The sequence below is a fragment of the Frateuria terrea genome (genome assembly GCF_900115705.1).
In the GTDB taxonomy this organism is placed as follows: Bacteria; Pseudomonadota; Gammaproteobacteria; order Xanthomonadales; family Rhodanobacteraceae; genus Frateuria_A; species Frateuria_A terrea.
In genome coordinates this window covers 373,529-397,703 of the sequence record NZ_FOXL01000005.1, presented here as the reverse complement: position 1 = coordinate 397,703, position 24,175 = coordinate 373,529, and the positions used below count along the sequence as shown (strand labels likewise).

Annotated in this window: 17 protein-coding genes and 1 tRNA gene; 10 read left to right on the top strand and 8 right to left on the bottom strand. The window is 66.9% G+C overall.

All coding sequences use genetic code 11. From position 1 onward, the window contains the following. Nucleotides 1-118: 118 nt before the first annotated feature. The 3 genes from uvrB (at nucleotide 119) to BMZ38_RS17590 (ending at nucleotide 3,602) form a co-directional block, all read left to right on the top strand. The gene (gene uvrB / locus BMZ38_RS10920) at nucleotides 119-2,149 is read left to right on the top strand and encodes an excinuclease ABC subunit UvrB (protein WP_091337293.1); all 2,031 of its coding nucleotides are present in this window, start codon (nucleotides 119-121) and stop codon (nucleotides 2,147-2,149) included. A gap of 119 nt (nucleotides 2,150-2,268) precedes the next feature. Further along, nucleotides 2,269-2,343: transfer RNA gene (locus tag BMZ38_RS10915), tRNA-Val, on the top strand. A gap of 383 nt (nucleotides 2,344-2,726) precedes the next feature. After that, on the top strand, nucleotides 2,727-3,602 hold the full coding sequence (locus tag BMZ38_RS17590; RefSeq protein ID WP_139202447.1) for a hypothetical protein: 876 nt from the start codon (nucleotides 2,727-2,729) through the stop codon (nucleotides 3,600-3,602). Nucleotides 3,603-3,963: 361 nt separating this feature from the next. Here the strand turns inward: BMZ38_RS17590 and BMZ38_RS10910 are convergent, their stop codons facing one another. Beyond that, nucleotides 3,964-4,863 (bottom strand): LysR family transcriptional regulator, encoded by a 900-nt coding sequence (locus tag BMZ38_RS10910; protein ID WP_091337291.1) that lies wholly within the window; start codon nucleotides 4,861-4,863, stop codon nucleotides 3,964-3,966. Between the two features lie 96 nt (nucleotides 4,864-4,959). On the opposite strand from BMZ38_RS10910, the gene BMZ38_RS10905 reads away from it, so the two are divergent. From BMZ38_RS10905 to BMZ38_RS10895, 3 genes are all read left to right on the top strand, one after another. Next, on the top strand, nucleotides 4,960-6,192 hold the full coding sequence (locus tag BMZ38_RS10905; RefSeq protein ID WP_091337289.1) for an MFS transporter: 1,233 nt from the start codon (nucleotides 4,960-4,962) through the stop codon (nucleotides 6,190-6,192). Between the two features lie 319 nt (nucleotides 6,193-6,511). Further along, nucleotides 6,512-6,868, top strand: coding sequence for a YciI family protein (locus BMZ38_RS10900; RefSeq protein ID WP_091337287.1), 357 nt, complete (start codon nucleotides 6,512-6,514; stop codon nucleotides 6,866-6,868). Further along, nucleotides 6,858-8,132: an RNA polymerase sigma factor gene (locus BMZ38_RS10895; RefSeq protein WP_245747298.1), complete on the top strand. Its 1,275-nt coding sequence runs from the start codon at nucleotides 6,858-6,860 to the stop codon at nucleotides 8,130-8,132. The genes BMZ38_RS10900 and BMZ38_RS10895 overlap by 11 nt, the downstream gene beginning before the upstream one ends. A gap of 69 nt (nucleotides 8,133-8,201) precedes the next feature. Here the strand turns inward: BMZ38_RS10895 and BMZ38_RS10890 are convergent, their stop codons facing one another. Next, nucleotides 8,202-9,254 carry a DUF1501 domain-containing protein gene (locus tag BMZ38_RS10890; protein WP_091337283.1) on the bottom strand — a complete coding sequence of 351 codons (1,053 nt, stop codon included), beginning with the start codon at nucleotides 9,252-9,254 and terminating at the stop codon, nucleotides 8,202-8,204. An 86-nt stretch (nucleotides 9,255-9,340) separates the two neighbouring features. Here BMZ38_RS10890 and BMZ38_RS10885 point away from each other — a divergent pair, with 86 nt between their 5' ends. Beyond that, the gene (locus BMZ38_RS10885) at nucleotides 9,341-10,120 is read left to right on the top strand and encodes an AraC family transcriptional regulator (protein WP_091337281.1); all 780 of its coding nucleotides are present in this window, start codon (nucleotides 9,341-9,343) and stop codon (nucleotides 10,118-10,120) included. A 106-nt stretch (nucleotides 10,121-10,226) separates the two neighbouring features. Here BMZ38_RS10885 and BMZ38_RS10880 read toward each other — a convergent pair whose 3' ends face one another. Continuing rightward, nucleotides 10,227-12,407, bottom strand: a complete 2,181-nt coding sequence (locus tag BMZ38_RS10880; RefSeq protein ID WP_091337279.1) for an EAL domain-containing protein — start codon at nucleotides 12,405-12,407, stop codon at nucleotides 10,227-10,229. Nucleotides 12,408-12,592: 185 nt separating this feature from the next. On the opposite strand from BMZ38_RS10880, the gene BMZ38_RS10875 reads away from it, so the two are divergent. Beyond that, nucleotides 12,593-13,366, top strand: coding sequence for a methyltransferase domain-containing protein (locus BMZ38_RS10875; RefSeq protein WP_217638754.1), 774 nt, complete (start codon nucleotides 12,593-12,595; stop codon nucleotides 13,364-13,366). A gap of 123 nt (nucleotides 13,367-13,489) precedes the next feature. On the opposite strand, the gene BMZ38_RS10870 is transcribed toward BMZ38_RS10875, so the two are convergent. The 3 genes from BMZ38_RS10870 to BMZ38_RS10860 form a co-directional block, all read right to left on the bottom strand. Next, nucleotides 13,490-13,987, bottom strand: a complete 498-nt coding sequence (locus BMZ38_RS10870; RefSeq protein ID WP_091337274.1) for an SRPBCC family protein — start codon at nucleotides 13,985-13,987, stop codon at nucleotides 13,490-13,492. Nucleotides 13,988-14,066: 79 nt separating this feature from the next. Next, entirely contained in the window at nucleotides 14,067-14,423 is a 357-nt protein-coding gene (locus BMZ38_RS10865; RefSeq protein WP_091337272.1) for an ArsR/SmtB family transcription factor, read from the bottom strand. Nucleotides 14,424-14,710: 287 nt separating this feature from the next. After that, nucleotides 14,711-16,963, bottom strand: coding sequence for a TonB-dependent receptor (locus tag BMZ38_RS10860; RefSeq protein ID WP_091337270.1), 2,253 nt, complete (start codon nucleotides 16,961-16,963; stop codon nucleotides 14,711-14,713). Nucleotides 16,964-17,601: 638 nt separating this feature from the next. On the opposite strand from BMZ38_RS10860, the gene BMZ38_RS10855 reads away from it, so the two are divergent. Next, entirely contained in the window at nucleotides 17,602-19,410 is a 1,809-nt protein-coding gene (locus tag BMZ38_RS10855; RefSeq protein ID WP_091337268.1) for a peptide-N4-asparagine amidase, read from the top strand. A gap of 140 nt (nucleotides 19,411-19,550) precedes the next feature. Beyond that, a complete protein-coding gene (locus tag BMZ38_RS10850) occupies nucleotides 19,551-20,450 on the top strand; it encodes a DUF5996 family protein (RefSeq protein ID WP_091337265.1) in 900 nt (299 codons plus the stop codon). 138 nt (nucleotides 20,451-20,588) lie between these two features. On the opposite strand, the gene BMZ38_RS10845 is transcribed toward BMZ38_RS10850, so the two are convergent. Then, nucleotides 20,589-22,229 (bottom strand): carboxylesterase/lipase family protein, encoded by a 1,641-nt coding sequence (locus BMZ38_RS10845; protein ID WP_245747299.1) that lies wholly within the window; start codon nucleotides 22,227-22,229, stop codon nucleotides 20,589-20,591. Nucleotides 22,230-22,413: 184 nt separating this feature from the next. Next, nucleotides 22,414-24,024, bottom strand: coding sequence for a hypothetical protein (locus tag BMZ38_RS10840; RefSeq protein WP_139202448.1), 1,611 nt, complete (start codon nucleotides 24,022-24,024; stop codon nucleotides 22,414-22,416). Between the last annotated feature and the right edge of the window lie 151 nt (nucleotides 24,025-24,175).

The following is a 24,175-nucleotide window of genomic DNA, read 5'->3' as shown; positions in this document are numbered from 1 at the left end:
GTCGCCGACCCGGCCGCCGTAAGCGGCGCCAAGGCTGCCATCCCGTGCGCCTGTGCTGACAGCCCCTGTCAGCAGGGCGGCTTTAAGATCGGCCCATCCGCCCGCATATCCGTAAGCCATGACTGATCGCTTCGAACTCGTCTCCCCGTACAAGCCCTCCGGCGACCAGCCGCAAGCCATCGCGAAACTCAGCGAGGGCTTCGAGGCCGGCCTGGCCGCGCAGACGCTGCTGGGCGTCACCGGCTCGGGCAAGACCTACACCATCGCCAACGTGATCGAAAAGGTGCAGCGCCCGACCATCGTGCTGGCGCCGAACAAGACGCTGGCCGCGCAGCTCTATGGCGAGTTCAGGGAGTTCTTCCCCAACAACGCGGTGGAGTACTTCGTCAGCTACTACGACTACTACCAGCCCGAAGCCTACGTGGTGGCCTCGGACACCTTCATCGAGAAGGATTCCTCGATCAACGACCACATCGAGCAGATGCGCCTGGCCGCCACCAAGGCGCTGCTGTCGCGGCGCGACGCGATCATTGTCGCCACCGTCTCGGCCATCTACGGCCTGGGCGATCCGGAGGACTACCTCTCGCTGCGCCTGATCCTCTCCACCGGCGAGCGCATCGACCAGCGCAAGCTGATCCACCAGCTTACCGAGCTGCAGTACACCCGCAACGAGATGGAACTGCGCCGCGGCACGTACCGCGTGCGCGGCGAGAACATCGACGTCTTTCCGGCCGAATCGGAAACCGAGGCGCTGCGCATCGAGCTGTTCGACGGCGACGTGGAAAGCCTCTCGCTGTTCGACCCGCTCACCGGCGAGACCATCCGCAAGGTCCAGCGCTACACCGTCTACCCGCGCACCCACTACGCCAGTACCCGCGAGAGCGTGCTCAACGCCATCGAGACGATCAAGGTCGAGCTCAAGGAACGACTGGAGCAGCTCTACCGCGACAACAAGCTGGTCGAGGCGCAGCGGCTGGACCAGCGCACCCGCTTCGACATCGAGATGATGGCCGAGGTGGGCTTCTGCCAGGGTATCGAGAACTACTCGCGCCACATGACCCGCCGTGGCCCGGGCGAACCACCGCCGACGCTGTTCGATTATCTGCCTCCGGATGCACTGCTGGTGGTCGACGAATCGCACGTCACCGTGCCGCAGCTCGGCGCCATGTACAAGGGCGACCGCTCGCGCAAGGAGACGCTGGTCGAGTTCGGCTTCCGCCTGCCCTCGGCAATGGACAACCGCCCGCTGCGCTTCGAGGAATGGGAGCAGCGTGCGCCGCGCACCATCTACGTTTCGGCCACCCCGCGCGGCTACGAACTGGAGAAATCCGGCGACGCCGTGGTCGAGCTGGTGGTGCGTCCCACCGGCCTGGTCGACCCGGAGGTGGAAGTGCGCCCGGTGCGCACCCAGGTCGACGACCTGCTCGGCGAGGCCAAGAAGCGCATCGCCATGGGCGACCGCGTGCTGGTCACCACGCTCACCAAGCGCATGGCCGAGAACCTCACCGAATATCTCACCGAGCACGACGTGAAGGTGCGCTACCTGCACTCGGATATCGAGACGGTCGAGCGCACCGAGATCATCCGCGACCTGCGCCTGGGCGAGTTCGACGTGTTGGTCGGCATCAACCTGCTACGCGAGGGCCTGGACATGCCCGAGGTCTCGCTGGTGGCGATCCTGGACGCCGACAAGGAAGGCTTCCTGCGCTCCACCGGCAGCTTGATCCAGACCATCGGCCGCGCCGCCCGCAACGTGCGCGGCAAGGCCATCCTCTACGCCGATCAGGTCACTCGCTCGATGCAGGCGGCGATGGACGAAACCGCCCGCCGCCGCGAAAAGCAGATCGCCTGGAACGAAGCCAACGGCATCACCCCGCAGACCGTGGTGCGCCGCATCGCCGACATCATGGAAGGCGCCCGCGCCGAGCCCGCTGCGCGCGGAAGAGGCAAGGCCGCCAAGGGCGTGCGCGGCAAGGCCGTGGCCGAAGGGGCAGGGGAGTACGCCAACCTGAGTGCCACCCAGGCCGCCGCCGCCATCCGCAAGCTCGAGGGGCAGATGTACAAGCATGCGCAGAACCTGGAGTTTGAGGAAGCCGCGCGCCTGCGCGACCAGATCCACAAGCTGCGCGAGCAGGTGATGCAGAGCTAGCTCTGCTCCCTCTCCCTCCGGGGAGAGGGCCGGGGTGAGAGGCCACCCTCGCGCTGAACCACCATGGGTCCTCAGAGGCTTGGCACAGCCCCCCGCCCTTGCTAAACTTCGCGGCTCTTGGGCGGTTAGCTCAGCGGTAGAGCACTACCTTGACATGGTAGGGGTCACAAGTTCGATCCTTGTACCGCCCACCAAGAACTAACCTGTTGATCTAGCAGGTGGAAAAGGGGAATCCGAGAGGGTTCCCTTTTTCATTTCTCCCTAGAGAACATTCACAAAATAAGCCCCTCGTTCACAGGGGTCAATGTGCACGGTTCTCTGTGCACAGGGCTATGTGTGCACATCCATAGCTAACCTACTGTCTCCCTTAGGAATGGCCCTACCTAGTGAAGGTAGGGACACACGCCAGTGTGTCCTGTCGCTTCGCTCCAGCGTCTACCGCTGAGCTAACCGCCCAAGAGCCGCGACAACTCAGAGACGCTCAGAGCAGCCAACCCATATTAGGAATTTGAAAAGGGAGTGGCTCCGCTATTCTCGGCGCGTAGCCTGTCCTGCCAGGTGGGGGGAGGGAGGGGGTATGGGGCTGCTGTATATACTGAATTGCAGCTACAGATTTCTAGAAGAAATTGGCCGAGTTATGGAAAAGAAAATAGCTGTTTTGGACCAAAACTATCGCCATAAACCGGAACTGGAAGAGTGGCTCAGAGCTCCTGCCTGCTTCGTTGCGGTGACGGATTTTAGCGCCATGGAAACTTATAAATCGGACGAACTCAGAAGCATCGTCTGGGCTCACAAATTATTAAGCAAATATGCAGACAAGGTTATTGTTCTCAAGAACACGCCTCAAGTATTGTTGCTACATGGCGCTGAGGCGGGCTTAAGGAATAGGCTAATCAACCGAGAGAGTACGCGAAACTTCCCCGGATTTTGCCGTTCCCTTGAACAGCTTGAAACAAACGAATATGTACGAAAACAAGTGCTAGAACACCAGCGCGCATCGCAAGAGCACTTCGAAAAAATGCGGCTAGACCGTCAAAATCATTCGGGCATCGTTAGAGCGATAATGATGAGCTTCACCAAAGATGAGCGTGCTCAAATCAGGCAAGGACATCCCTACTCGGAATCTGTCGCCAAGAAAATTGTAAAAGGTATTTTTGAGCTTGCGGCAATGGCTCAACTTCGGATGGGCGCTAGACCATGCATAAAAGGCAAGCTGTATAACTACTTCGTGTTCCGAATTGCCGCCTGCCACTACCTCAATCTAGTAAGGACAATAGCCAATGGAGGAAATGTGCCACTAGATGTTGATAAGACAGTAAACGACGATGTGGATATGACTTATGTGGCCTATGCAACGTATTTCGATGATCTATTTACTGAAGAAAAGAAGTTAAGGTCTTTGTATAAAGAAGTGAATAGCTTTTTTCGGTTGATGAAGAAAGTAATGAAATAGCCCCTAATAAACAAAGGGGACGGAGGTAGTTAAGCCGGGAATCGATTCACCGCCCGCCGGCGGCTGGCCGTCAAGGCGGTGGTTCGCTGGCCACGGGGAAAGATCACTCCGGAAATGCGCCGAGCGCTTCGCGCAACGTGTCGCGCAGATGCTCCAGTGGCGCGGCCAGGCGGCCGTCAATAAAGGGGACGGAGGTAATTAAGTTCGAGCAACGGGGCGGAGGGAGCTGAGTCCGGTCTAGCCTCTTCACCGCGGCGCTCAGAAACCCAAAAAAGGGGATGGAGGTAGTTAAGTCGGGAATTGATCCGCCGCCCGCCCGCGGCTGGCCGCCATGGCGGTGGTTCGCTCCCATTAGGAAGGATCACTCCGGAAAGGCGCCGAGCGCTTCGCGCAACGCGTCGCGCAGATGCTCCAGTGGCGCGGCCAGGCGGCCGTCGATCGGTCGGTGGACCAGCCAGGCGCGCACCTCGGCCTTGAACTCCGGGACGTCGATCACACGCAGCGCCTTTCGATAGGGACTGTGCTTGAGCATCTCGCCGGCGGTGAGGCCGATACCGAGTCCGCGCGCAATGAGCGAGTGACGCAGGACCGGATCGAAGGCCTCGACCGCCACGTGGAAGGGGAGTTGCGCCGCCTCGAGCGCACGCCGCAGCACGCGGCGGAAACCGCAGCCGTCCTGGTTGAGCACCCAGCGCTGGTCCGAAAGGTCGTGCAGCGTGACCTTGCGGGGAAGCTTCAGGGTCTTTGGCACAATCACCTTCACCGCGATGCGGCACAGCCGCTCCCGCGCCAGGCCGGCGGGTGGCTCGTTGTCGCCCGGCAGGTAGACCAGGGCCGCGTCGATTCGGTTGGCATCGAGATCGGCCAGCAGCTCGGCCGACCAGCGGCTGTTGACGCGTGTGTGCAGCGAGGGAAACGTCTCGCTCAAGGAGCACAGCGGTTCCTCGAGGGCGATGTCGGCGAGGAACGGCGTGATGCCGAACCGGAACTCGCCGCGTACCTCCCCGCCGCTCGCCACGCCCGCGCGCAGGTCATCCAGCGAGGCGAGCACGCGCCGGCCGAGCTGGTAGGCGTCCCGACCCGCGGCGGTGGGGCGCAGCGGCTTGGACTGGCGGTCGAGCAACTCGACGCCCAGCGTGTTCTCGAGGCTCTGGACGCGGCGCGTGACGCCGGGTTGGGTCAGATGTAGCTGGGCCGCTGCGGCGAGGATCGAACCATGGTCGACCACCGCCACGAAAGCCTCCAGGTCGCGGGTGTTCATGCGTAGCCCTCATAAAGTCGATGCGCAATCGTGATTGGACGCGTATCCAATACATGCATAGATTGGCGAGCTTACTTGCCAGATATGCATAACGCCATGAGCGCCATCGATCGCGTCACCCTCCCTTGTCCAGACCGCCTCGCCAACGGCGCTACCGCCCGCCAGCTCACGCCTCTGCTTACGCTTGCCTGCGGGGTGATCGCGCTCAACCTGGCGGCGGCGCAGCCGCTGGTCGGGATGATCGCCCATGCGCTGGGCCTGGGCCTGGCGGCTGCCGGCCTGGTCACCACGGCCACCCTGCTCGGTTATGGCGCCGGCATGGTGTTCCTGGTGCCGCTTACCGATCTGGCCGAGAACCGCCGGCTGGTGATGCGGATGCTCGCGCTCGACATCGTCGCGCTGTTCGCTTCGGCCTGGGCGCCCAATGCGGTGGTCTATCTCGCCGCGGCGTTCGCCGTGGGCGCGGCCACCAGTTCGATACAGATGCTGGTGCCGCTGGTGGCATCACTCGCGCCGGAGGCGGAACGCGGGCGTGTGGTGGGCAACGTCATGAGCGGCGTGATGATCGGCATTCTCCTTTCGCGCCCGCTCGCTACGCTGATCGCCCGGGCCTTCGGCTGGCGGGGGGTGTTCATCGCCTTCGCGGTCGCGATCGCCGCCGTGGCCCTGCCGCTGTGGCGCGCACTGCCGACGCTGCAACCGGTGCATCGCCTGCGCTACGGCACGCTGGTGCGCTCGCTGTGGCCGTTGGTGCGCGGCGAGCGCGTGCTGCAGCGGCATGCGCTGAGCGCGACCCTGGCCTTTGGCGCCTTCAACGTGTTCTGGACGATCGTGGCATTGCGCCTGGCGCAGGCGCCGTTCGGGCTGGGAGCGAAGGGCATCGCGGCGTTCGCGATGGCGGGCGTCGGCGGCTCGGTGATCGCGCCGATCGCCGGTCGGCTGGGCGACCGCGGGCTGACGCGCCCTTCCAACGTGGCGATGCACCTGCTGATCGTGGGTGCGCTGGCGCTCGCCTGGAGTGCCGGTCACCAGGCTTCTTTCGCGGGCCTGGCACTGATGGTGGCGGCCTCGCTCCTGCTGGACGTCGGCACCGTGGGCGACCAGACGCTGGGGCGGCGTGCGATCAATCTCGTTCGACCGGAGGCGCGGGGCCGATTGAATGGGCTCTTCACCGGCACGTTCTTCGTGGGTGGCGCCATCGCCTCCGCGCTTGCCAGTTGCGCTTGGGCCATCGGGGGCTGGGGCCTGACCTGCGCTCTGGGATCGGTGTTCGGCATCGGGGCACTGGTGGTTTCGCTGTCGGCCTACGTGCGCGAGGCGAGTGGTTGAACATCGTCTCGCGCAACAAAGGGGAAGGAGGTAGTTGATCCGCTCTCGCTTTTCCGGTGGAACAGCGCGGCATTACCCGTCGCCGCACTAGTCACTCCGCGATGGCCGGGCACGCAACTTTCTCCTCCTGAGGCGCGCGGCCCGTCCTCGGCGGTCCAATGGAGCGGGCAGTCGCGACAGTGGAAGATGGCCGCTTCGGTCGGCCCCGCGCGCGCCCAGGCACCGTTACGCTCTTCCTCGGGACGCTGTCGAAAAGCCCGCACTCCGGGCGACATCGTCATGGCGGCACCTCTGCCGTCGTGAACCTCGAGGATCCCCCATGGAATACCTGTTGATGATCCACGCCGACCCGGCCGGGCTGCAGCGTCTGCGCGACGCGGAGCGATCCACCGCGCTCTCGGCCTACACGGCCTACACCGAAGCCCTGCAGCAGGCCGGCGTGCTGCGCGGGGGCAACCGGCTGCGTACGGCCGACATGGCGACCACGGTGCGGGTGCGTGATGGCAAGACCGAGCTGCTCGATGGCCCGTATGCCGAAACGCGCGAGCAGCTCGGCGGCTATTACCTGATCGACGTTCCCGACCTGGATGCGGCGCTGGCCTGGGCGGCGCGCTGTCCGGGGGCCAGCCATGGGGCGGTGGAGGTGCGGCCCGTGTGGTCTGTCTGTGAGTCCTGAGCACCAGGCCGCGGCGCGTGCGGCCGAGTCGGCCGCACGGCGCAGCTACGGCAAGCTGGTGGCGCTGCTCGCCTCGCGCACGCGCGACATCGCCGGCGCCGAGGATGCGCTGGCCGAGGCGTTCGCCACCGCGCTGGCCGATTGGCCGCGCGGGGGCGTGCCGGCCAATCCCGAGGCCTGGCTTCTGACGGTGGCGCGCCGCCGGTTGATCGACGTGACGCGGCGGCGCGTGCAGGAAGAGCGCACCACCGCCCAGTTGCTGTTGCTCTCGGACGAGGCGGTGGATCCCGCGCGGTACGAACTGCCCGACGTGCGCCTGGGCTTGTTGTTCGCGTGCGCGCATCCGGCGATCGACGCCGCGGTGCGCGCGCCGCTGATGCTGCAGGCCGTGCTCGGCTTCGATGCGGCCACCATCGCGTCGGCGTTCCTGGTCGCTCCCGCGACGATGGGGCAGCGCCTGGTGCGTGCGAAGCGGCGCATCCGCGAAGCGGGCATCGCGCTGCACGTGCCGGCGATCGACGAACTGCAGGGCCGGCTGGACGCGGTGCTCGATGCGATCTACGCGGCCTACGCCGAGGGCTGGCTGAATGCGGACGGCACCGACGAGCGCCGCCGCAACCTGGCGGAGGAAGCCCTCTGGCTCGGTCGCCTGGTCGCCGCACTGCTGCCCGGCGAGCCCGAGGCGCTGGGACTGCTCGCACTGATGCTCTACACCGGTGCGCGGCGTCTCGCTCGTCGGCGCGATGCCGGGCAGGACTACGTGCCGCTGGCCGAGCAGGACCCGCGGTGCTGGGATGCGGCGCAGATCGACGAGGCCGAGGCGCTGCTGCAGCAGGCGGGCCGGGCCGGCCGACCGGGACGCTTCCAGCTCGAGGCGGCGGTGCAGTCGGCGCACAGTGTGCGGCGGCGCGGCGAGGCGTTGGACTGGCATGCGATCGAGCAGTTGTATGCGGCGCTCGCCGCGCTCACGGCCTCGCCGGTGGTCGCGGTGAACCACGCGGTCGCGCTCGCCCAGACGCACGGCGTCGATGCGGCGCTGGTCGAGATCGACGCGCTGCTGGGCGATGACCGGCTGGCCGGATACCAGCCGTACTGGGCCGCGCGTGCGGAGCTGCTGGCGCGGTCGGCACGGCGCGCCGAAGCGCCCGCCGCGTACCAGCGCGCGATCGGCCTGGAACGCGACCCGGCGGTACGACGTTTCCTGCAACGGCGTTCGGAGGAAACTTCGGCGCCCGATTGGCCGGGGGCGGAAAGGAAGGCGTAGCTGGTTGAACCCGTGCCCTGACAGGCTCCCCTCGTCTCCAGGCTTACGGTTGAAGGCGCGCGCGAGGGCCTACACCAGCAAGCCCGGATGTGGGTTGGGCCCGAATGGCGCCGCCGTGCCGAGGCGAAGCGCCGCGGCGACGTAGGCCCACAGCGCTTCCGGCGGCGGTGCGCCTTCCGGCGGCGAGCCGTCGGGACGCTGGCGCCCGGCCGCGCCGGTCCGGACGTATTTGCCGATGACCGTGGCGGTGCCGCCCTTTGCGTGGTCGGCGCCGGGCAGCGTGCGGCTGAACTCGCCGACCAGCATCGTCACCACGTTGCGCCCGGGCATCGCCATCGTGCGGTGCAGGAAGGTGGCGAGCGATGGCGTGATCGGCGCCATGATCTCGCGCGCCGTTTTCCCGGTGTCGTCGTGATGGGTGTCGAACTGCCGGTCGTGCCGTCCGGTGTAGGCCGGTTGTGCGAAGACGACGCCGGCGCCCTCGCGGACCAGTGTTTCCACGGCCGCGAAGGTCGAGCGCTGGTCCTCGATGGCCGCGCCCTTGCCGGCGACTCCGTAAGCCGCGCGGATGGCATGGAACTGTGCCGGCGGGAGGGTGCGGCGCGCGTGGTCCCACCGCGTGACGTGTTCGAAGCCGAGCGCGTGTTCGCTGGCGGGACTGGCATCGACACCGACCGGCAGTCCGAGGTTGTTGACGATGGCGCAGGCGACCGGTCCGGCCGGCATCGCCGCGGCCATGCGCAGCAGTTGGCTGCGCGCCCCCGCCTGCAGCACGGCGGCGCGTGCGTCGTTGTGCGTGTACAGCCCATGCCGAAAATGCACCGAGGCCATGTGGGCCAGGGCTGCTGCCGGCAAGGCGCCCAGCGAGCCGGCATCCACGTGCAGCCCGTTGCCGAGCGCACGCACGTTGTCCGGGGTGACGCCGAACGCGCCGCTGGCGAGGAAGGCATCCGCGCTGTTGAACAGGCCGGCGGGCCCGCCATTCAGCCAGAACACGACCAGCGTGGGCCGTTCGGCGGGAAACCCTTTGGCAAAGAGGTCGCGCCCGCCGACCGCCATGGTGCCGGCCAGGGCCGCGCCCGCCTTGAGCAAGGTGCGGCGGGTGATCGCAGACGGAGTCATGGGGAGCTCCAGCAATGGATGCGTTGCCCGCGGGGCGGGGTGAGACTTAGCCTAGGCTCGTCCGTCTTCCGAAAGGGAGCCAACTTATGTCGCGAATCAGACAGACTTCGAGCGGCCGCGCGTGGCCGATCACGGCGCTCGCCAAGGTGTACCCGCGCGGGTGGCACGTCGCCCGGCACCGCCATCGCCGCGGGCAGCTGATCTATGCCAAGACGGGCGTGATGCAGGTGACCACGCGCGAAGGCATCTGGATCGTGCCGCCGCAGCGTGCGTTGTGGATTCCCGTGGGGATGCTGCACGAGATCCACATGGAAGGGCAGGTGGCGGTGCGCATGCTCTACCTCGATGCGCCGACCAGCGCGCCGTTCGGGCCGCATTGCCGGGTGCTGTCGGTCGCCTCCCTGCTGCGCGAGCTGATCCTGGCCGCCGTGAGTGCGCATGAGGACAAGCAGGGCGAGCGCATGGCGATGCTCGCGCCGCTCCTGCTGCACGAACTGCAGGCGGCGGACGAGATGGCGCTGCACATCCCGGTGCCCTCCGATCCGCGCCTGAGGAAGGTCTGCCAGCGGCTGCTCGCAGGCAACGTGCAGGGGGAGACGCTCGAGCAACTGGCCGCCCGGGCCGGCGCCAGCAGCCGCACCCTGGCCCGGCTGTTCGAGCGCGAGCTGCACATGTCGTTCGTACGCTGGCGCCAGCACGTCCGGCTGGCCCGGGCGGTCAGCCAGATGAGCCTGGGGCGGTCGATCAAGACCGTCGCGCGCGACGCCGGCTACGCGAGCAGCAGCGCCTTCATCGACATGTTCCGTCGCGTGCTCGGCGTCACCCCCACCGACTACCTGAGGTACGCCGGGCCGCCATCGGCCTGAGGCGGGCAAACGGAACGCAAGGAACGGGGCGCCAGGTCCTTCAACGAGGAGCCCGGCCGGACATCCCGGACCAGGCCCTTTCCGAACTCAGGCGGCGATGCGCCGATCAGGTCCCCGCCGCTCCATCGCGCGGTCCGGGCCGCCCGCTTTCCGGTGGGCTCGGCATCAGGGCAGCGGTGATCTGCTCAGGCGCCATGGCAGCGCCGTAGAACCACCCCTGCGCGAGGTCGCAGCCGATCGTTGCGAGCAGGGCGGCCTGGCGCTCGGTTTCCACGCCCTCGGCCACCACCGCGAGATTCAGGGCGTGGCTCATGGCGACGATGGCGCTGATGACCTCGACGGCGGCCGGGTCGTCGGGCACACCCTCCAGGAAGCTCTTGTCGATCTTGACCACGGTGACCGGGAGGCGGCGCAGGTAGGCGAGCGAGGAATAGCCGGTGCCGAAGTCGTCGATGGCGATATGCACGCCCAGGGCGCGGATGGCGTTGAGCGTCGCGACCGTCTCGGCCTCGGTACCCACCAGCGCACTCTCGGTGATTTCCAGTTCGAGCCGGTCGGCGGGCAGGGATGCGTGAGCAAGTGCCGATTCCACTACCGCAACGATGCCCGGGCTGGCCAGTTGCCGGGCGGAAAGGTTGACGGCCATGCGCAGCGTCGTCGCGCCCGCGGCCCGCCACAGGGCCAGTTGCCGGCAGGCGGTGGTCATGACCCACTCGCCCAGCGGCTCGATGAGCCCCAGTTCTTCGGCGAGCGCGATGAACTCGCCCGGGGGCACCAGCGCGTCACCGCGGCGCCAGCGCAGCAGGGCTTCGACGCCCGTGATCGTGCCCGAGCGCAGGCAATGCTGTGGCTGGTAGTGCAGTTCGAACTCGCCGCGCTGCAGTGCGTGGCGGAGGGCGGCGCCCATGGTCACGAAGTGGCTGGCCTGCGCACTCTGGCTGGCGCGGTAGAAGCTGATCGCGTTGCGCCCGTTCTGCTTGGCGCGCGACATCGCGGTGTCCGCGTTCTTGAGCAGGGCGACCCCGTTTTCCCCGTCGTGCGGGTACAGGCTCACGCCCGCGCTTGCACTTAGGAACACCTCCTCGCCATCGATGGCCAGGCCGCGCGCGACCGCCTGGCGTGCCTGTTCGGCCAGCGCGGTGACCTGGCTGAGCTCGGCCGAGCGCACGGTCACCACGAAGTCGTCGCCGCCGAGGCGGGCCACGGTATCGACGGGGCCGGCCAGGGCCTTGAGCCGATCGGCCACCTGCCTGAGGAGTGCGTCCGCGGCCGGGTGGCCGAAGCGGTCGTTGATGCGCTTGAAGTTGTCCAGGTCGATGAGCAGCACCGACAGCGCGGCACCTGGCTGGTCGAGGGTGTGGGCGATCCGGTCCAGCAGCAGGTGCCGATTGGGCAGGCTCGTGAGTGGGTCGTAGTGGGCCAGGAACCGGAGGTCGCGCGTACGTTTCCTGACCGCCCGCCGCAGCGTGTAGATCCATACCAGCAGCACTACACCGACCAGCGCGAGCGCCGACGCGACCGCTTTGAATACGTCCGCGTAGCCGGTCAGGTCGACGTGCTGGCCCATCCATTTGTCGTGCAGTTGCGCCCGCTCCTGCGGGGTGATCCGTGCCATGCCCTGCTCGACCAGCGCGAGGGTCGCGGCGTCGCCCTTGTGGACGCCGCGGCGGAAGCGGTCGCTGTAGAAGTCGAACGCCTTGACGAAGTCGTTCTGCGCATGCAGCCGGTAGAGGTAGTACTCGGCCGGGGAGCGATCCATGCAGAAGATGCGGATGTCCCCGCGGCGCGCCGCGTCGATGATGTCGGTGTAGTTGGTGTATTGCCGCAGGTTCGACACGCCCGCCCGGTAGAGCCGGTCCACGCAGGCGTCCCCGCGCTGCACGCCGACCACGAAGCCACGCAGGCCGGAGACGTCGGCGATGCCGGTCAGGTGGCGATCGGCATAGATGCCTGTCTCCACCGTGGCGAAGGCCTGCGTGAAATCGAGCGTGGCCGAGCGCTCGGGCGTGCGGAAGATCATGTCGATGACGTCGGCCTGGCCGGCGCGCATGCGCCGCTGGGCGTCGGCCCAGTGGGTCGCGGTCAGCTCGACCTTGACGCCGGTCTTGCTCTCCCAGAGCTTCCACGCGTCGACGACGTAGCCTTGGGGCTTGCCGTCCGGGCCGATGAACAGGTAGGGCGGGTAATTGTTGTCGCCGACGACCCGTAGCGTCTTGGTCGCCTCAGCAGGGGCGAGCGGCAGGCAGAGCGCCAGGAGGCACGCTACGAAGGTGGCCAGTCGCGTCACGCTTTCCCCTCGCCCTTGACGCGGCCACAGTTAACCCACGAAGGGTCCTGGGTCAACAAGGTGCGTTGGGAGCGCGATTCCGGTTCACCGGTGGCGCGGGGCAGCGCTGGCCGGCGCTTTCCGTCAGTATCTGCGCAGGCGCGAGCGCTTGTCAGGAGAAACCGATGTCCGCCACTGATTACCTGTTGGAAAACCGCAAGGCCGAGGCCGCGCAGCGTTTCGCGGCGCTGTCGGCGTTGTTCGACCCGGGTACGCTCCGGCAATTGGACGCGTGCGGCATGGCGGCCGGATGGCGTTGCTGGGAGGTTGGTTCCGGGGGATCGGCGTTGGTGCGGGTGATCGCGGCCCGGGTCGGAGGCGCGGGCCATGTGCTGGCGACCGATATCGACGCGTCCTGGACGCGGGAGGCGGGGGCTTCGAACGTGGAAGTGCGCCAGCACGACGTCGCGCTCGATGCCCCGCCCGGCGAAGGATTCGACCTGGTGCACGCGCGGCTGGTGCTGGTCCACGTTCCCGAGCGCGAACGCGCATTCCGCCACATGGTTTCCGCGCTCAAGCCGGGCGGCTGGCTGGTGATCGAGGACGCCGATCCGGCGTTGCAGCCCCTGAGCTGCATCGACCCCTACGGCCCCGAACAGGAGCTGGCCAACCGGGTCCGGCAGGGATTGCGGACGCTCCTGTCGGGCCGCGGGGCGGACCTGTCCTTCGGCCGGAAGCTGCCACGGATGTTCCGCGACCACGGCATGACGGAGATCGCCGCCGAGGCGTATTTTCCGATTGCGCGACCGGAGTGCGCGCCGCTGGAAATCGCCACGATCGCCATGATCCGCGGTGACCTGCTCGACCACGGCATCGTCACCGGGGAGGAGATCGAGCGGCACCTGGAGAACGTGCGGGCAGGGGTGCTGGATCTCTCGCAGCCACCGATGATCTCGGTCCGCGGGCGCAAGCCGCGGTAACGGCCAGCTTCTCAACGGGTTGCGGAACGACCTGCCAGCGCCGTCCTCCCATGAGCGAAGCGGCTGAAACGGGCCAGGTTCGCCTGCCGCACGACGAGGAGTGAACCCGGCCCGGTCAGCCTTTCACGCTGCCGCCATGACCAGTTCGTCGAGGCGGCCGTAGCTGTGCTCCATGCCGTCGGTCATGCCGGTGGAGACCGCGCCGTCGCGCGCTTCCTTCGACGCGAACGCCAGGTTGCAGACGAGCGTCGTGACGCCGTCCTGCTCATCGAGTTCGAGCGACACGATGCAGGGATCGCCCACGGGCATGGCAAAGTCCATGTCGCCCGGGTCGAAGTATTGTTCATGGACGATCCTGGACGGGCTGTCGACTTCGGTGAACGTGCCGAAGAAGCCGAACGCGCTGCCGTCCTCGCGGTTTCTCCATCGCCACTTGTAGTGGCCGCCGACGCGCACGTCCATGTCGCACACGGGCATGTCCCAGCCTCCGTAGCCCTGCCATTGCTTCACCAGTTCGGGCTTGGTGTGGGCATCCCACACCCGTTGGCGGGGCGCATGGAACGTGCGCGTGACGCGGACTTCGCGGTCGCTCGGCAAGGTCACTTCTGCGGGCTTGGGCATGGTCTTCTCCTTGGTGTGTCTGCGTGATGGCGCGCCGCCGCGGGGCAGCGAGAGCAAACAGCGCGCCGACGTGTCCGCGCTATTTTTTCGCTCGCTTGCGCCTGGACGGTCTGGCCTGGAGTTCCTCGAGCAACGCATCGAGGCGCTGGTAGTTCTGTTCGAAGATCTGCCGGTAACGTTCGATCCAATCCACGGCCTCGCCCAATCGCCCCGGCTCCAGCTTGCGTGGGCGCCGTTGCGCATCGACGTCGACCGAGATGAGACCGGCGCGCTCGAGCACTTTCAGATGTTTGGAAATGGCCGGCTGGCTCATCTCGAACGGCTCGGCGAGCTCCGTCACCGTGGCCTCTCCTGTCGCCAGCCGTGCCAGGATGGCGCGGCGGGTGGGGTCGGCCAGCGCGGAGAAGGTCAGGTCGAGGCGTTCCGAGGCTTGCATAACTTTGCCTTTAAATAACCGCGTGGTAATATAATGATGGAGGGCGAGCCAGTCAAGGCTTCAGATATGCGCCTGCTACGCACGATCACGGACCGCCGAGACATCGCGGTCAGCCGTGCAAAGGGCTCACGCCCAGACCGTGTCGAGGCCGGGGGAGGGCATCTCCAACGCCGCGCTCGTCATACGCAGCCTTGGCGCGGCGCGACAAGAGGAAAAGGCCGGCGCAATGCGCCGGCCTTTTGTTTGCCTGATGCGAGTCCCTCGCAAGAGGCTAGGGTGGAGCGTGCTCAGAGGTCCGCGCGGAACTCGACGCCGATCACGCGCGGATCGTTGACGAAGCCGGTGCGGTTGTTGAAGTCGATCGCCCCGATCAGCGCGCGCTTGTTGGTCAGGTTGCGCGCATAGAGCGCCACTTCGCGCCGGCCCATATCCCAGTTGTAGCCTGCGCGCAGGCCGCCCTCGAGCAGCGGCTTGCCGCGGTATTCGGCCGAATCGTAGAGGAAGAAGTTCACCTCGCTGCGGTAGTTCCAGTCGGTGTAGACGAAGAACTCGCCGTCGTCGCCGTAGGGGATGCCGTATCGGGCGGTGAACGTGCCGATCCACTTCGGCGCGTTGGGCAACGCGTTGCCGTCGATCAACGCATTGCCGTCGGCGTTGAGCGGGTCCAGCACGGTGCAGCCGGAGCCGCAGATCGCAACCGCCAGGTTCGGGTCCTTCAGGGCGGTGTGGTTGTAGCTGCCGCCGGCGGTGAGCAGCAGGTCGGGGGTCACCACCGCTTCGAGGTCGAACTCGGCGCCGTAGCCCTCGGTCTTCCTGGCGTTGATCAGGCGGGTGATGTTGATGTCGCCGCCCACCGCGGTGAGCTGCTGATCGTGCATGACGTAGCTGTACACGTCCGCGTTCAGGCGCAGGCGGTTGTCCATGCCGGTGGACTTGATGCCCAGCTCGTAGGAGGTGATGGTCTCCGGCTTGGCCTGCGAGATGAAGTCGGAGAACAGCACGCGGCCCTGCACGCTCGGCGCGCGGAAGCCGTTGGCCACGCGGGCATAAACGTTGAGGTTGGGGTTGACCGTCCAGGTGCCGGTGACGTCACCGCTCCAGCGCGAGTCGTTCGGATCGGCGGTGAGGGTCAGCGGCGGCGCACCGAACGGCGACTGCAGCCGGTCGACGCGGAAGTGGCGCTTGTCGTGCGAATACCGCGCGCCGGCACGCAGCTCGAAGTCGTCGGCGAGCTGGTAGCTGGCCGAGCCGAACACCGCCCAGGCCTTGGTGCGCTGGGTCTGGTTGGCGTAGCCGTCTAGCGCGTGGTCGTTGAAGGTCGCGTAGTCGAAGTTGCTGATCGCGATGTCTTCGTCGAAATAATAGGTGCCGACCTGCCAGTTGAGACGGTCCTGGCCGTTGCTGGCCAGGCGGAATTCCTGGGTGAGCTGGCGGTCGCGCGGCATCGCGTCGGCGGTCTCCGACGGGAACGGGATGAAGCCTGGTCCCATCGGCGGATGGAACACCGCGCCATAGCCGCCGTCGACGTCGCCCCGGCTGTAGGTGGTGGCGTGTTCCAGGCCGGTGATCGACACGAAGCTGGTGTCGCCCAGGTTCCAGTTCAGGTGCAGGTTGCTGCCCCAGGTGAACAGGTGCTGCTTGTTCAGGCCGTCCTGCGCCACCTTGTCGCGCTGGAAGCCAGGCACGAAGGTGTCGCTGCCCAGTTCGATCGCATTGGCGCGGTTGACCGTCGCGGTGCCGTCGAGCCAGCGCGCGTGGCCGTTGATCAGCGCGCTGAAGCCGCCGTTTTCATACAGCGCCTGCAGCCGCACGGCGCGCTCGTTGTAGCCGCCCAGCGCGTTCTTCTGGCCGGTGTAGGTGTTGTCGATCCAGTTGTCGCGGTGCTGGGCCAGTGCCGAGACGCGGCCGGACCATTGCGTGCCGAGCGCACCACCGAGCGCGGCTTCGGCATTGGCCGTGCCGAGCGAGCCGTAGGACACGCGGGCGTAGCCGCTGGTCTCGCGGCTGGGCCGGACCGAATCGAACTTGATCACGCCGGCCGGCGAGTTGCGGCCGAACAGCGTGCCCTGCGGCCCGCGCAGCACTTCGACCTGCTCCAGGTCGAACAGCGGGAAACCCTTCAGGATCGGGTTCTCCTGCACGATGTCGTCGTACACCATCGACACCGGCTGCGAGGCGTTGAGGTCGAAGTCGCTGTTGCCCAGGCCGCGGATGTAGAAGCGCGGGAACTCGCGTCCGTAGGAGGTCTCCGCGTACACGCTGGGCGCGCGCGAGGCCAGCTGCAGCACGCCGTCACCGGACTGGCCGAACGCGTCCAGCTTCTCCGGCGTCAGCACGGTCATCGCCATCGGCACCTTCTGCATGTTCTCCACCCGCTTCGAGGCGGTGACGTTCACCGTCTGCAGCTCGGTAGCCTTGGGCGCGTGCGGCTTGGCCGGTGCGGCGGCGTCCTGCGCCAGCGCGGCCGATGGCGGCAGTGCCAGCGCGGCGAGGATGGAAACGGCGAGCACGGCGGAGCGTGGCGGGCGTGCGACTGGCATGGGTACGTCCCCTGTGGGTGGCAACGGTGAGCGTGGCAACAAGCCGCGCATTGTCATTCAACCGAGCCGGGGGGAACAGGCCCGGCCGGGCAGCGGTCGATCGCGCTGGGTCGCCCCGGGGAGCCAAGGGCCCGGTTCAAGCGCCCGTGCAACGAGGGAGGAGTGTCCCGTGACACGCAATCGCGTTCGGCGTCACCGTCGAACAGGTCGCTGCTGCTCGGAAGACCACGGCCAGCAGCGACATGGTAGGCGGTCAGCAGCGCGCGAGGCGGTGCATCTGGTCGAGGGACCGGCAGGTACAAGCGCACGCCAACTGCGACCTCGCGGTGTTCGGGGCGATCGTACTTGTCTTAGTCGTGGGGGACGTTCACGGCCCCACGGTGACCTGTGGATGGTCATCCTGCTTGTTCGGGTTCTGCAGTCGATGACCTGCGTGGGCTTTCCGCAGACCAGTGCGGTCGCCTCCGTTCCGGTGGACCCTCGCTGGCGGGACGTCGTGAATATAGGTCCGATCATGTCGATAAAGGCGACGGGCTGAAGTAGCGTCGAACCAAAAAGCGACCTCAGCCTTGTTATACCCGGAGCTGACAAATGCGAGCCTAGCATTCGTAAAGCAGGGGGTTCAGGGAGGATTCATTATGAAACTTTTGTTCCTCGCAAGGCGCGCCGTCGGCGCCGCCTTGGTCGGTCCGTTTGCCGTCGCACTTGCGGCCCAGCCGACGTCGACACCCAACAGCCCCTTGCAAGCCGACTCCGCAGGGGTAACCACTGTCGCCCCTGGTGTACCGGTTCCGGCCGGCGAGCCGTGCGTGGTGAACCTGTTGCAGAACGTGACCTTGTACGAGCAAACCCCCGGCTCCGATCCGACGCCGACGGCCTATACCTACTCCCCGCCTGCAGGCTGCCGGGGACCGTGGGCCAAGGTCGTGCTGAAGGTTGATCTTCAAGACAGTGGCGATGATCCGACCCTGGCCTATATCCGCCTGGCCGGCATTGAAATGTTCCGGGGCTCGATGCCCTCCTATGCCAATCGCTCGAACACGTGGCACGTCGAGCGCGACGTCACCGACCTCTCCTCGCTTTTGACTCAGGCACACGCCGGCCAGGTTGCTTTGATTCCGGAGCAAACGATCTGGGAAAACATGGCGACCGATCAAGCCGCGGTGAGCGCGCAACTGCTCTTCTATCGCGCATCCTCATCCGCCCCGGCGCAGAAAACACCTGATGCCTTGTTCGGGGTCGTTCCGGGGAACAACACGATTTCGTTGCCGCACAACATCGTTCGCGCCTATCTGGACGTGTATAACCAGGAGCCTTGGTGGTACACCTGCGTCACCGACAAGGAAGGCTATGCCTTCTACGGCTCTGCCTTCTATAGCGCGGCAGCGATGGGGGCGCAGGCAGAATTCGCCATCAATGCCCCAGACCAAGGTTGCGGCGGAGGTAGTTTCGCGGAAATCGAGGTGCGCATCGACGGCACGCCAGCCGGGGTCGCGCCCGTCTTCCCGCTGATGCCCCGGGCCCCCAGTACGGCCGCACCGAATCTCGACGCTCCGGAACAACCATCACAGAGGGTCAATTACGTACCCTACCGCGTCGACTTGACGCCGTTCGCCGCCATCCTCAATGAGGCCGGACCGCACACGGTCTCGCTCAGCCGCCCGGCAGACGCCAATCTGCTGGTTTATCAGGACAAGCAGTCCGTGCGCGTCAGTGGAGCGGTAACGCTCAACACCCTGACGGGTGCGGCAAGCTCGCCCGCCGTGATCGACACTATCCATCAAGTGGGCGACACGGCATTGGGACATATTTCCACCAGCCTGGATCGGGACTTCACGATCACCGGCTTCGTGAATACCTCGCAGGGCCGCCTGGAAACGACAGTCCACCAGGCCAGCCAATTCAAGAATTACCAGGTGTTCTATCTCGATGGCCTGCAGTTTCCCAATTTCAGGTATTACCGGCAGAACCTTTGGCTGACCAGCCACACGCAACAACACAGCCACCGCACCCGGGGCAACGTTGTGCTGGATGACGACATACTTACCGCTTCTTATCCGCTCCAATTGCGGTGGAATGCCTCTGGCGATGTCGACGACGGTGATGGGTTCGAATTGGGCCCGACGGAAACGAGCGTCCGCGTGGAACAACATCGCAATCTCGACGCGACCTACCTGAAAGGCGGCTTCGGCCGCTATACCAGCCGGGTGCGCGACGGCTTCGTATTCAGCCGCACCTACGGCTCGGGTGAGAGCAGCAACTGGAAGGGGCAAGCGCAATACGTTTTCCGCGATAACCGGGGCAGTTGCTACCAATCGGCCGTCACCACCCTCAACGGCGCCATTGCCACCGAAACCAGCGGCGCTTGTTGTGCGGACGGCCAGAACCACGTGCGCTGGTACACGCATCCGGACGGCTCACCGGACAGCCTTGGCTGGTTGCATTGAGTGATATCGGTATCGCGAGGCGCCCTGTCGGCGCCTCGCTTCCGCCGCTTACGCGTCTTGCACACCCCGCGGACGTACGCTCCATGCGGTGACCGATCCTCGCGATGATCAGTGCATTACGCACCCGGCGGAGGCGTTGCATGTCCAACGACGAAACGTGGCCCGCCCTGCCTTACGACGACTGGTGCGAGACCTGCCAGACCTTGCACCTGTGGTCGCAAGTGGTGGGCAAGATCGCGCTGGCGCTCGCGCCGCCGCTCAACCATTGCTGGGGCGTCGCCCTGCACGTGACCGCGCGCGGTCTGGCGACCGGGATGCTGCCGCAGGGGTCGAGGTCGTTCGTACTCGCGTTCGATTTCATCGACCACGTGCTGGCGATCACCTGCAGCGACGGCCAGTTCGGCCAGGTCGCGCTCAAGCCCCGCAGCGTTTCCGATTTCTATCGGGCGTTGATGGACGTGTTGCGCGACATGGGCCTGGTGGTGCGCATCTGGCCCGTCGCGGTGGAGGTTCCCACGCCGGTGCGGCTGGATGAAGACACCCGCCACTGCAGCTACGAGGCCGCCTGGGCGCAGCGCTTTTGGCGGATCCTGGTGCAGGTCGATCGCGTGTTCTCGGCATGGCGCTGCGACTATGTCGGCAAGAGCAGCCCGGTAAACTTCTTCTGGGGCAGCTTCGACCTGGCGGTGACGCGCTTTTCCGGTCGTCGCGCACCTGCGCGTGAAGGGCCGGCTTTCCAACGGGAGGCGTATTCCCACGAGGTGATCAGCCACGGTTTCTGGCCCGGCAGCGCGCCGGTGCTGGAACCGGCTTTCTACGCCTACGCCGTACCGCAGCCGGACGGGCTGGCCAACGCGCCGGTAAAACCGGCTGAGGCCTACTTCCATCCTCAACTGAGCGAATTCATCCTGCCGTATGCCGCGATGCGGGCGGCCGCCTCCCCGGAAAGCGCGTTGTGCGCGTTCCTGCAAAGCACCTGGCGCGCGGCCGCCGAGCGCGGGCAGTGGGATATCGCCGCCTTGGAGCGGACGCCGGAGTAAATCGACGGCGTGATCAAGGGAAAACCCCGGAAACGGGCTCGCTGTCTTGTGCGGGCTATTCGAGGTTTCCCGGAATCAAAAGCGCAACGGGGCGGCGGGATTTCCCGCCCTTCGGCGCGTGCGTCGTGTCCGGCTCCGTCAGGGCAACTCGATCGCCGGATGCGTGGCGAGGAACGACTGCAGGAACGCCTGGCGGGCCGCGCCGGTGTCATGGACGGTGCGGGTGTCGACGTCGATCCGCTGCCGCGCTACGGGACCGCCGGCCTTGCTCACGGCCGGCCATGCGGGCAGGCCGTGGCCGTTCGGGTTGCCGGTCTTGATGAAGTGTTCGACGTAGCCCTCGAAGACGCGAGAAACCTTGTGATCGGCCGGCGTCCAGGCATACACCGGGTTGCTGTCCAGGTTGCCCAGCGCGTATTCGATCTCGCCGCTGTGCACGGCGCCCGGATCGGGCCGCTCGCCGGGTGACGGATGGCGCTTGGCCGGGCGCGGGCGGGCGAACAGGTAGAAGTACACCGGGGCGTCGGCGGTGCGCCGCTGCAGGTCCATCCAGCGCCAGGTGCTGTGCGCGATGAACAGGTCGCCTGCCAGGTCGGTGGCGGAACGCTCGACCTGCGCTTGATCGCGGCCGGGGTACAGCGCCAGCGCACGATCGGCCTGGTCGCCGAAGATCCGCGTGATGGCCGCGCGGTAGTTCGCCGGCGTCGGCGGCAGCTTGCCGAGCAGGTTCGGGTAGAAGCCTTCCTGGGTGTTGCTGCCCAGCAGCAGCGGTACGCCGGCCTGGTCGCCACGCGCGAAGGTGGCGGCGGGTGGCTCGGTGAGGAACAGGCCGTCGATGTCCGGGTCCATCTCCTGTGCCGGCGCGGCGCTTGCCGCGAGCAGGGCGGCGGCCGGCATGGCGCGAAGCGCGGCGAGCGTGGTGGCGCCGGCCTTGCGCATGAACGCGGTGCCCTGCTTTTGCGCCTCGGCCTGGGGCTGCGGGGCGATCGGCGCAATCAATGCGCCGCTCTCGCCGATCGCGCCGGCGATCAGCCCGCGCGACATTGGCGAGGCCATGTGCGCGTTGACCGAGATGGAACCGGCCGATTCGCCGCCAATGGTGATCCGCTTCGGGTCGCCGCCGAAGCGGGCGATGTTGGCCTTGACCCAGCGCAACGCGGCGTTCTGGTCGAGCAGGCCGTAGTTGCCGCTCGCGTGCGCGGGGGATTCTGCGGCCAGCTCGGGCAGGGCCAGGAAGCCGAACACGCCCAGGCGGTAGTTGATCGTCACCGTGACGATGCCGCGGCTGGCCAGGCTGGCGCCGTCGTAGCGGTTCTCCGAGCCATCGCCGCCGGCGAAGCCGCCGCCGTAGAAGTAGACGAGCACGGGCAGGGCTGCCTGCGCGTCGCGGGCGGGTGTCCACACATTGAGATACAGGCAGTCCTCGCTCATGCCGTTGGAGCGGAACACCATGTCGCCGAACAGCGGCAGCTGCATGCAGCGCGCCGCGAAACGGGTCGCCTTGCGCACGCCTTGCCACGAGGCCACCGGTTGCGGGGGCTTCCAGCGCAGTTCGCCCAGTGGCGGCGCCGCGTATGGGATGCCCTGGAACTCCAGCAGCATCGAGTCGTTAAGGCGCACCCGCCTGCCCTCGAGCGTGCCTTGATCCACCGAGACCCGCGGCGGCAGGTCGGCACCGCGCGCGGCGGCCACCGTCATCGGACCGGCAAGGGCGAGCAGCGCGCCGAGGATGCGGCGCATCCGGAACGGGGAGGCGGATCGACGGTCGGTGCGCATCATGGAATCTCCTCGCTTGTATGGCCGCACGTATGCGCAGCACGGGCGGAAACATGCTCACCTGTGCCATCGCCGAGCGTAACTGCACGTCGGATTTTCCGCGCGTCCGGGTTCAGCGTGGTCGATGATGTGGCTGATCGAGGCCTGCTTGTCCGGGCGGTTTGCCGGATCGGTAGCGCCGCCACGCTCAGCCGACGTTGGGCCGCCAGCCTCGCTGCCACGCCTTGCTCCAGCACAGCACCAGCGGTCCGCTGGCCCCGTGGGTGAGGATGTGGGAACCGGCAGAGAGGTTCCACCGGCTCGCCGGCGGGTGGCCGTCGATACCTGCCGCAACCGGGCGGGTGCCGTCGCTCAGGATGTATGGGCCCGGCACTGCGATGTCAAACCGCTGCGCCCTCGCGGGCAACACCTGCCCGGCCATATAGACGTCCGCAGGGCCTGGCAGGTAGTTGCGCCGGACGAAGGCCAGATCGTCTGCAGGCACGCGGTCGGGGATGACGACCATCGTACGGTGGGCGACGAGTGCGCCGGCGATCGTGTCGCCCATCAGCCCGACGCGCAGGCGCCGCAGCGCCAGGCTTTCGATGACGGGGTAGTAGGGCCGCGGCCGGAAGATCGCTCCGCTCTTGGCGTCCATCACCGTGTCGCCAGGGTCGGTGTTGGCCAACACCACCGCCAGTTCGGCGCGCTCGCCGGCCAGCGCATCTGTCCAGGGTGGCGCGCGCTGCACCAGGGCGACCACTTCCAGGAGCACGAGCACGCTCACGACCGCGATGCTGGTGCGCTTGCCGAAAGGGTCGCCGGCGAGCCGCGATGCGATCGCCGCGGCCACCACCAGCATGAGCGTGGGGATGACCGGCAGGAAGTCCTGCGGCGTGGACAGTGGCCAGGCCACCCAGATCAGCAGTGCGTACAGCAAACCCTGCACGGCGAGGAACGCACGCCACCGGGCCTGGGTTCCCTCCAACCGGCGCATGCGGTGCGTGGCCACGGCCGCGATCAGCAGCAGCAACACGGAATAGACCACTTGCCGCCAGGCATGGCTGGGCCCGCCGGTGGGCGCCAGGCCATAGGCGATGAGGTCGCGCCAGGCCCATGCGAGATCGTGCAGGGAGGCCAGCCACAAGGTGAGGGCAGCGGGGACCGCCAGGCCCCCGGCCACGAAGGCCAGCGCACATCGGGCGACCGGCCGGGTCAGCTTGCGTGCCGCGGTCAGCCAGACGCAGCCTGCGGCGACCAGTGAGGTGGCAAGCAGCGGCAAGGTCTTCTGCGAAATGGACAAGGCCGCGCCCACGCACAGTCCCGCGAGCAGCCAGCGCGCGGCGGACCGGCGGGAGGTCGACGCCAGGGCGAGCGCGCCGAGCCATAGCGCCGCCCAGGCGTCGTCCGTGCGGAACTGGCCGGTCTTGACGAAAAACTCCTGGCTCAATGCGGCAAGCAGCACCGCCGCATCCGCCACGGCTGGCCGGTACAGGGCCCGGGCCATGCGCCAGGTGGCGAAGACGGCCAGCACATACCAGGGGATCACCGCCAGGCGCAGCCACCAGAGGATGTCCGCGCGCTCGCCCAGGGCGCGCATGAGCGGCGCATAGAGCAGCGCAAACAATGGGCCGTGGTTGTCGAACACGTCGCGATAGGGGACTTGTCCCTGGGCGATGCTCCAGGCGACATGGGCGTGCTGGGGCTCGTCCGAGTTCAGCGGAAAGGCATCGAGCCAGAGCACGCGCATGACCAGCAGCAAGACCAGCGCAACCGCGGGTGCGTATGCAGTCCAGGTAAGGGCCGGGCGTGTAGGCATGCCGCGAGACTAAGCGCGGCACTTTTCGGCCAACTTTCGAAGCGGGCTTTCGGCTGGATGCTTTCGGAGCGGCTATCCGAGTGCCGTCCCGGCGGCTCGCAGGAGGCCACGCGGCAACTTCGGTGGCCCTGCCTCGACACCAGCGAATGAA

Excerpts from the sequence above, each read along its gene's own strand:
- uvrB (WP_091337293.1), top strand. The coding sequence starts at position 119 with ATGACTGATCGCTTCGAACTCGTCTCCCCGTACAAGCCCTCCGGCGAC.
- BMZ38_RS17590 (WP_139202447.1), top strand. The coding sequence starts at position 2,727 with ATGGGGCTGCTGTATATACTGAATTGCAGCTACAGATTTCTAGAAGAA.
- BMZ38_RS10910 (WP_091337291.1), bottom strand. The coding sequence starts at position 4,863 with ATGAACACCCGCGACCTGGAGGCTTTCGTGGCGGTGGTCGACCATGGT.
- BMZ38_RS10905 (WP_091337289.1), top strand. The coding sequence starts at position 4,960 with ATGAGCGCCATCGATCGCGTCACCCTCCCTTGTCCAGACCGCCTCGCC.
- BMZ38_RS10900 (WP_091337287.1), top strand. The coding sequence starts at position 6,512 with ATGGAATACCTGTTGATGATCCACGCCGACCCGGCCGGGCTGCAGCGT.
- BMZ38_RS10890 (WP_091337283.1), bottom strand. The coding sequence starts at position 9,254 with ATGACTCCGTCTGCGATCACCCGCCGCACCTTGCTCAAGGCGGGCGCG.
- BMZ38_RS10885 (WP_091337281.1), top strand. The coding sequence starts at position 9,341 with ATGTCGCGAATCAGACAGACTTCGAGCGGCCGCGCGTGGCCGATCACG.
- BMZ38_RS10870 (WP_091337274.1), bottom strand. The coding sequence starts at position 13,987 with ATGCCCAAGCCCGCAGAAGTGACCTTGCCGAGCGACCGCGAAGTCCGC.
- BMZ38_RS10865 (WP_091337272.1), bottom strand. The coding sequence starts at position 14,423 with ATGCAAGCCTCGGAACGCCTCGACCTGACCTTCTCCGCGCTGGCCGAC.
- BMZ38_RS10860 (WP_091337270.1), bottom strand. The coding sequence starts at position 16,963 with ATGCCAGTCGCACGCCCGCCACGCTCCGCCGTGCTCGCCGTTTCCATC.
- BMZ38_RS10855 (WP_091337268.1), top strand. The coding sequence starts at position 17,602 with ATGAAACTTTTGTTCCTCGCAAGGCGCGCCGTCGGCGCCGCCTTGGTC.
- BMZ38_RS10850 (WP_091337265.1), top strand. The coding sequence starts at position 19,551 with ATGTCCAACGACGAAACGTGGCCCGCCCTGCCTTACGACGACTGGTGC.
- BMZ38_RS10845 (WP_245747299.1), bottom strand. The coding sequence starts at position 22,229 with ATGATGCGCACCGACCGTCGATCCGCCTCCCCGTTCCGGATGCGCCGC.
- BMZ38_RS10840 (WP_139202448.1), bottom strand. The coding sequence starts at position 24,024 with ATGCCTACACGCCCGGCCCTTACCTGGACTGCATACGCACCCGCGGTT.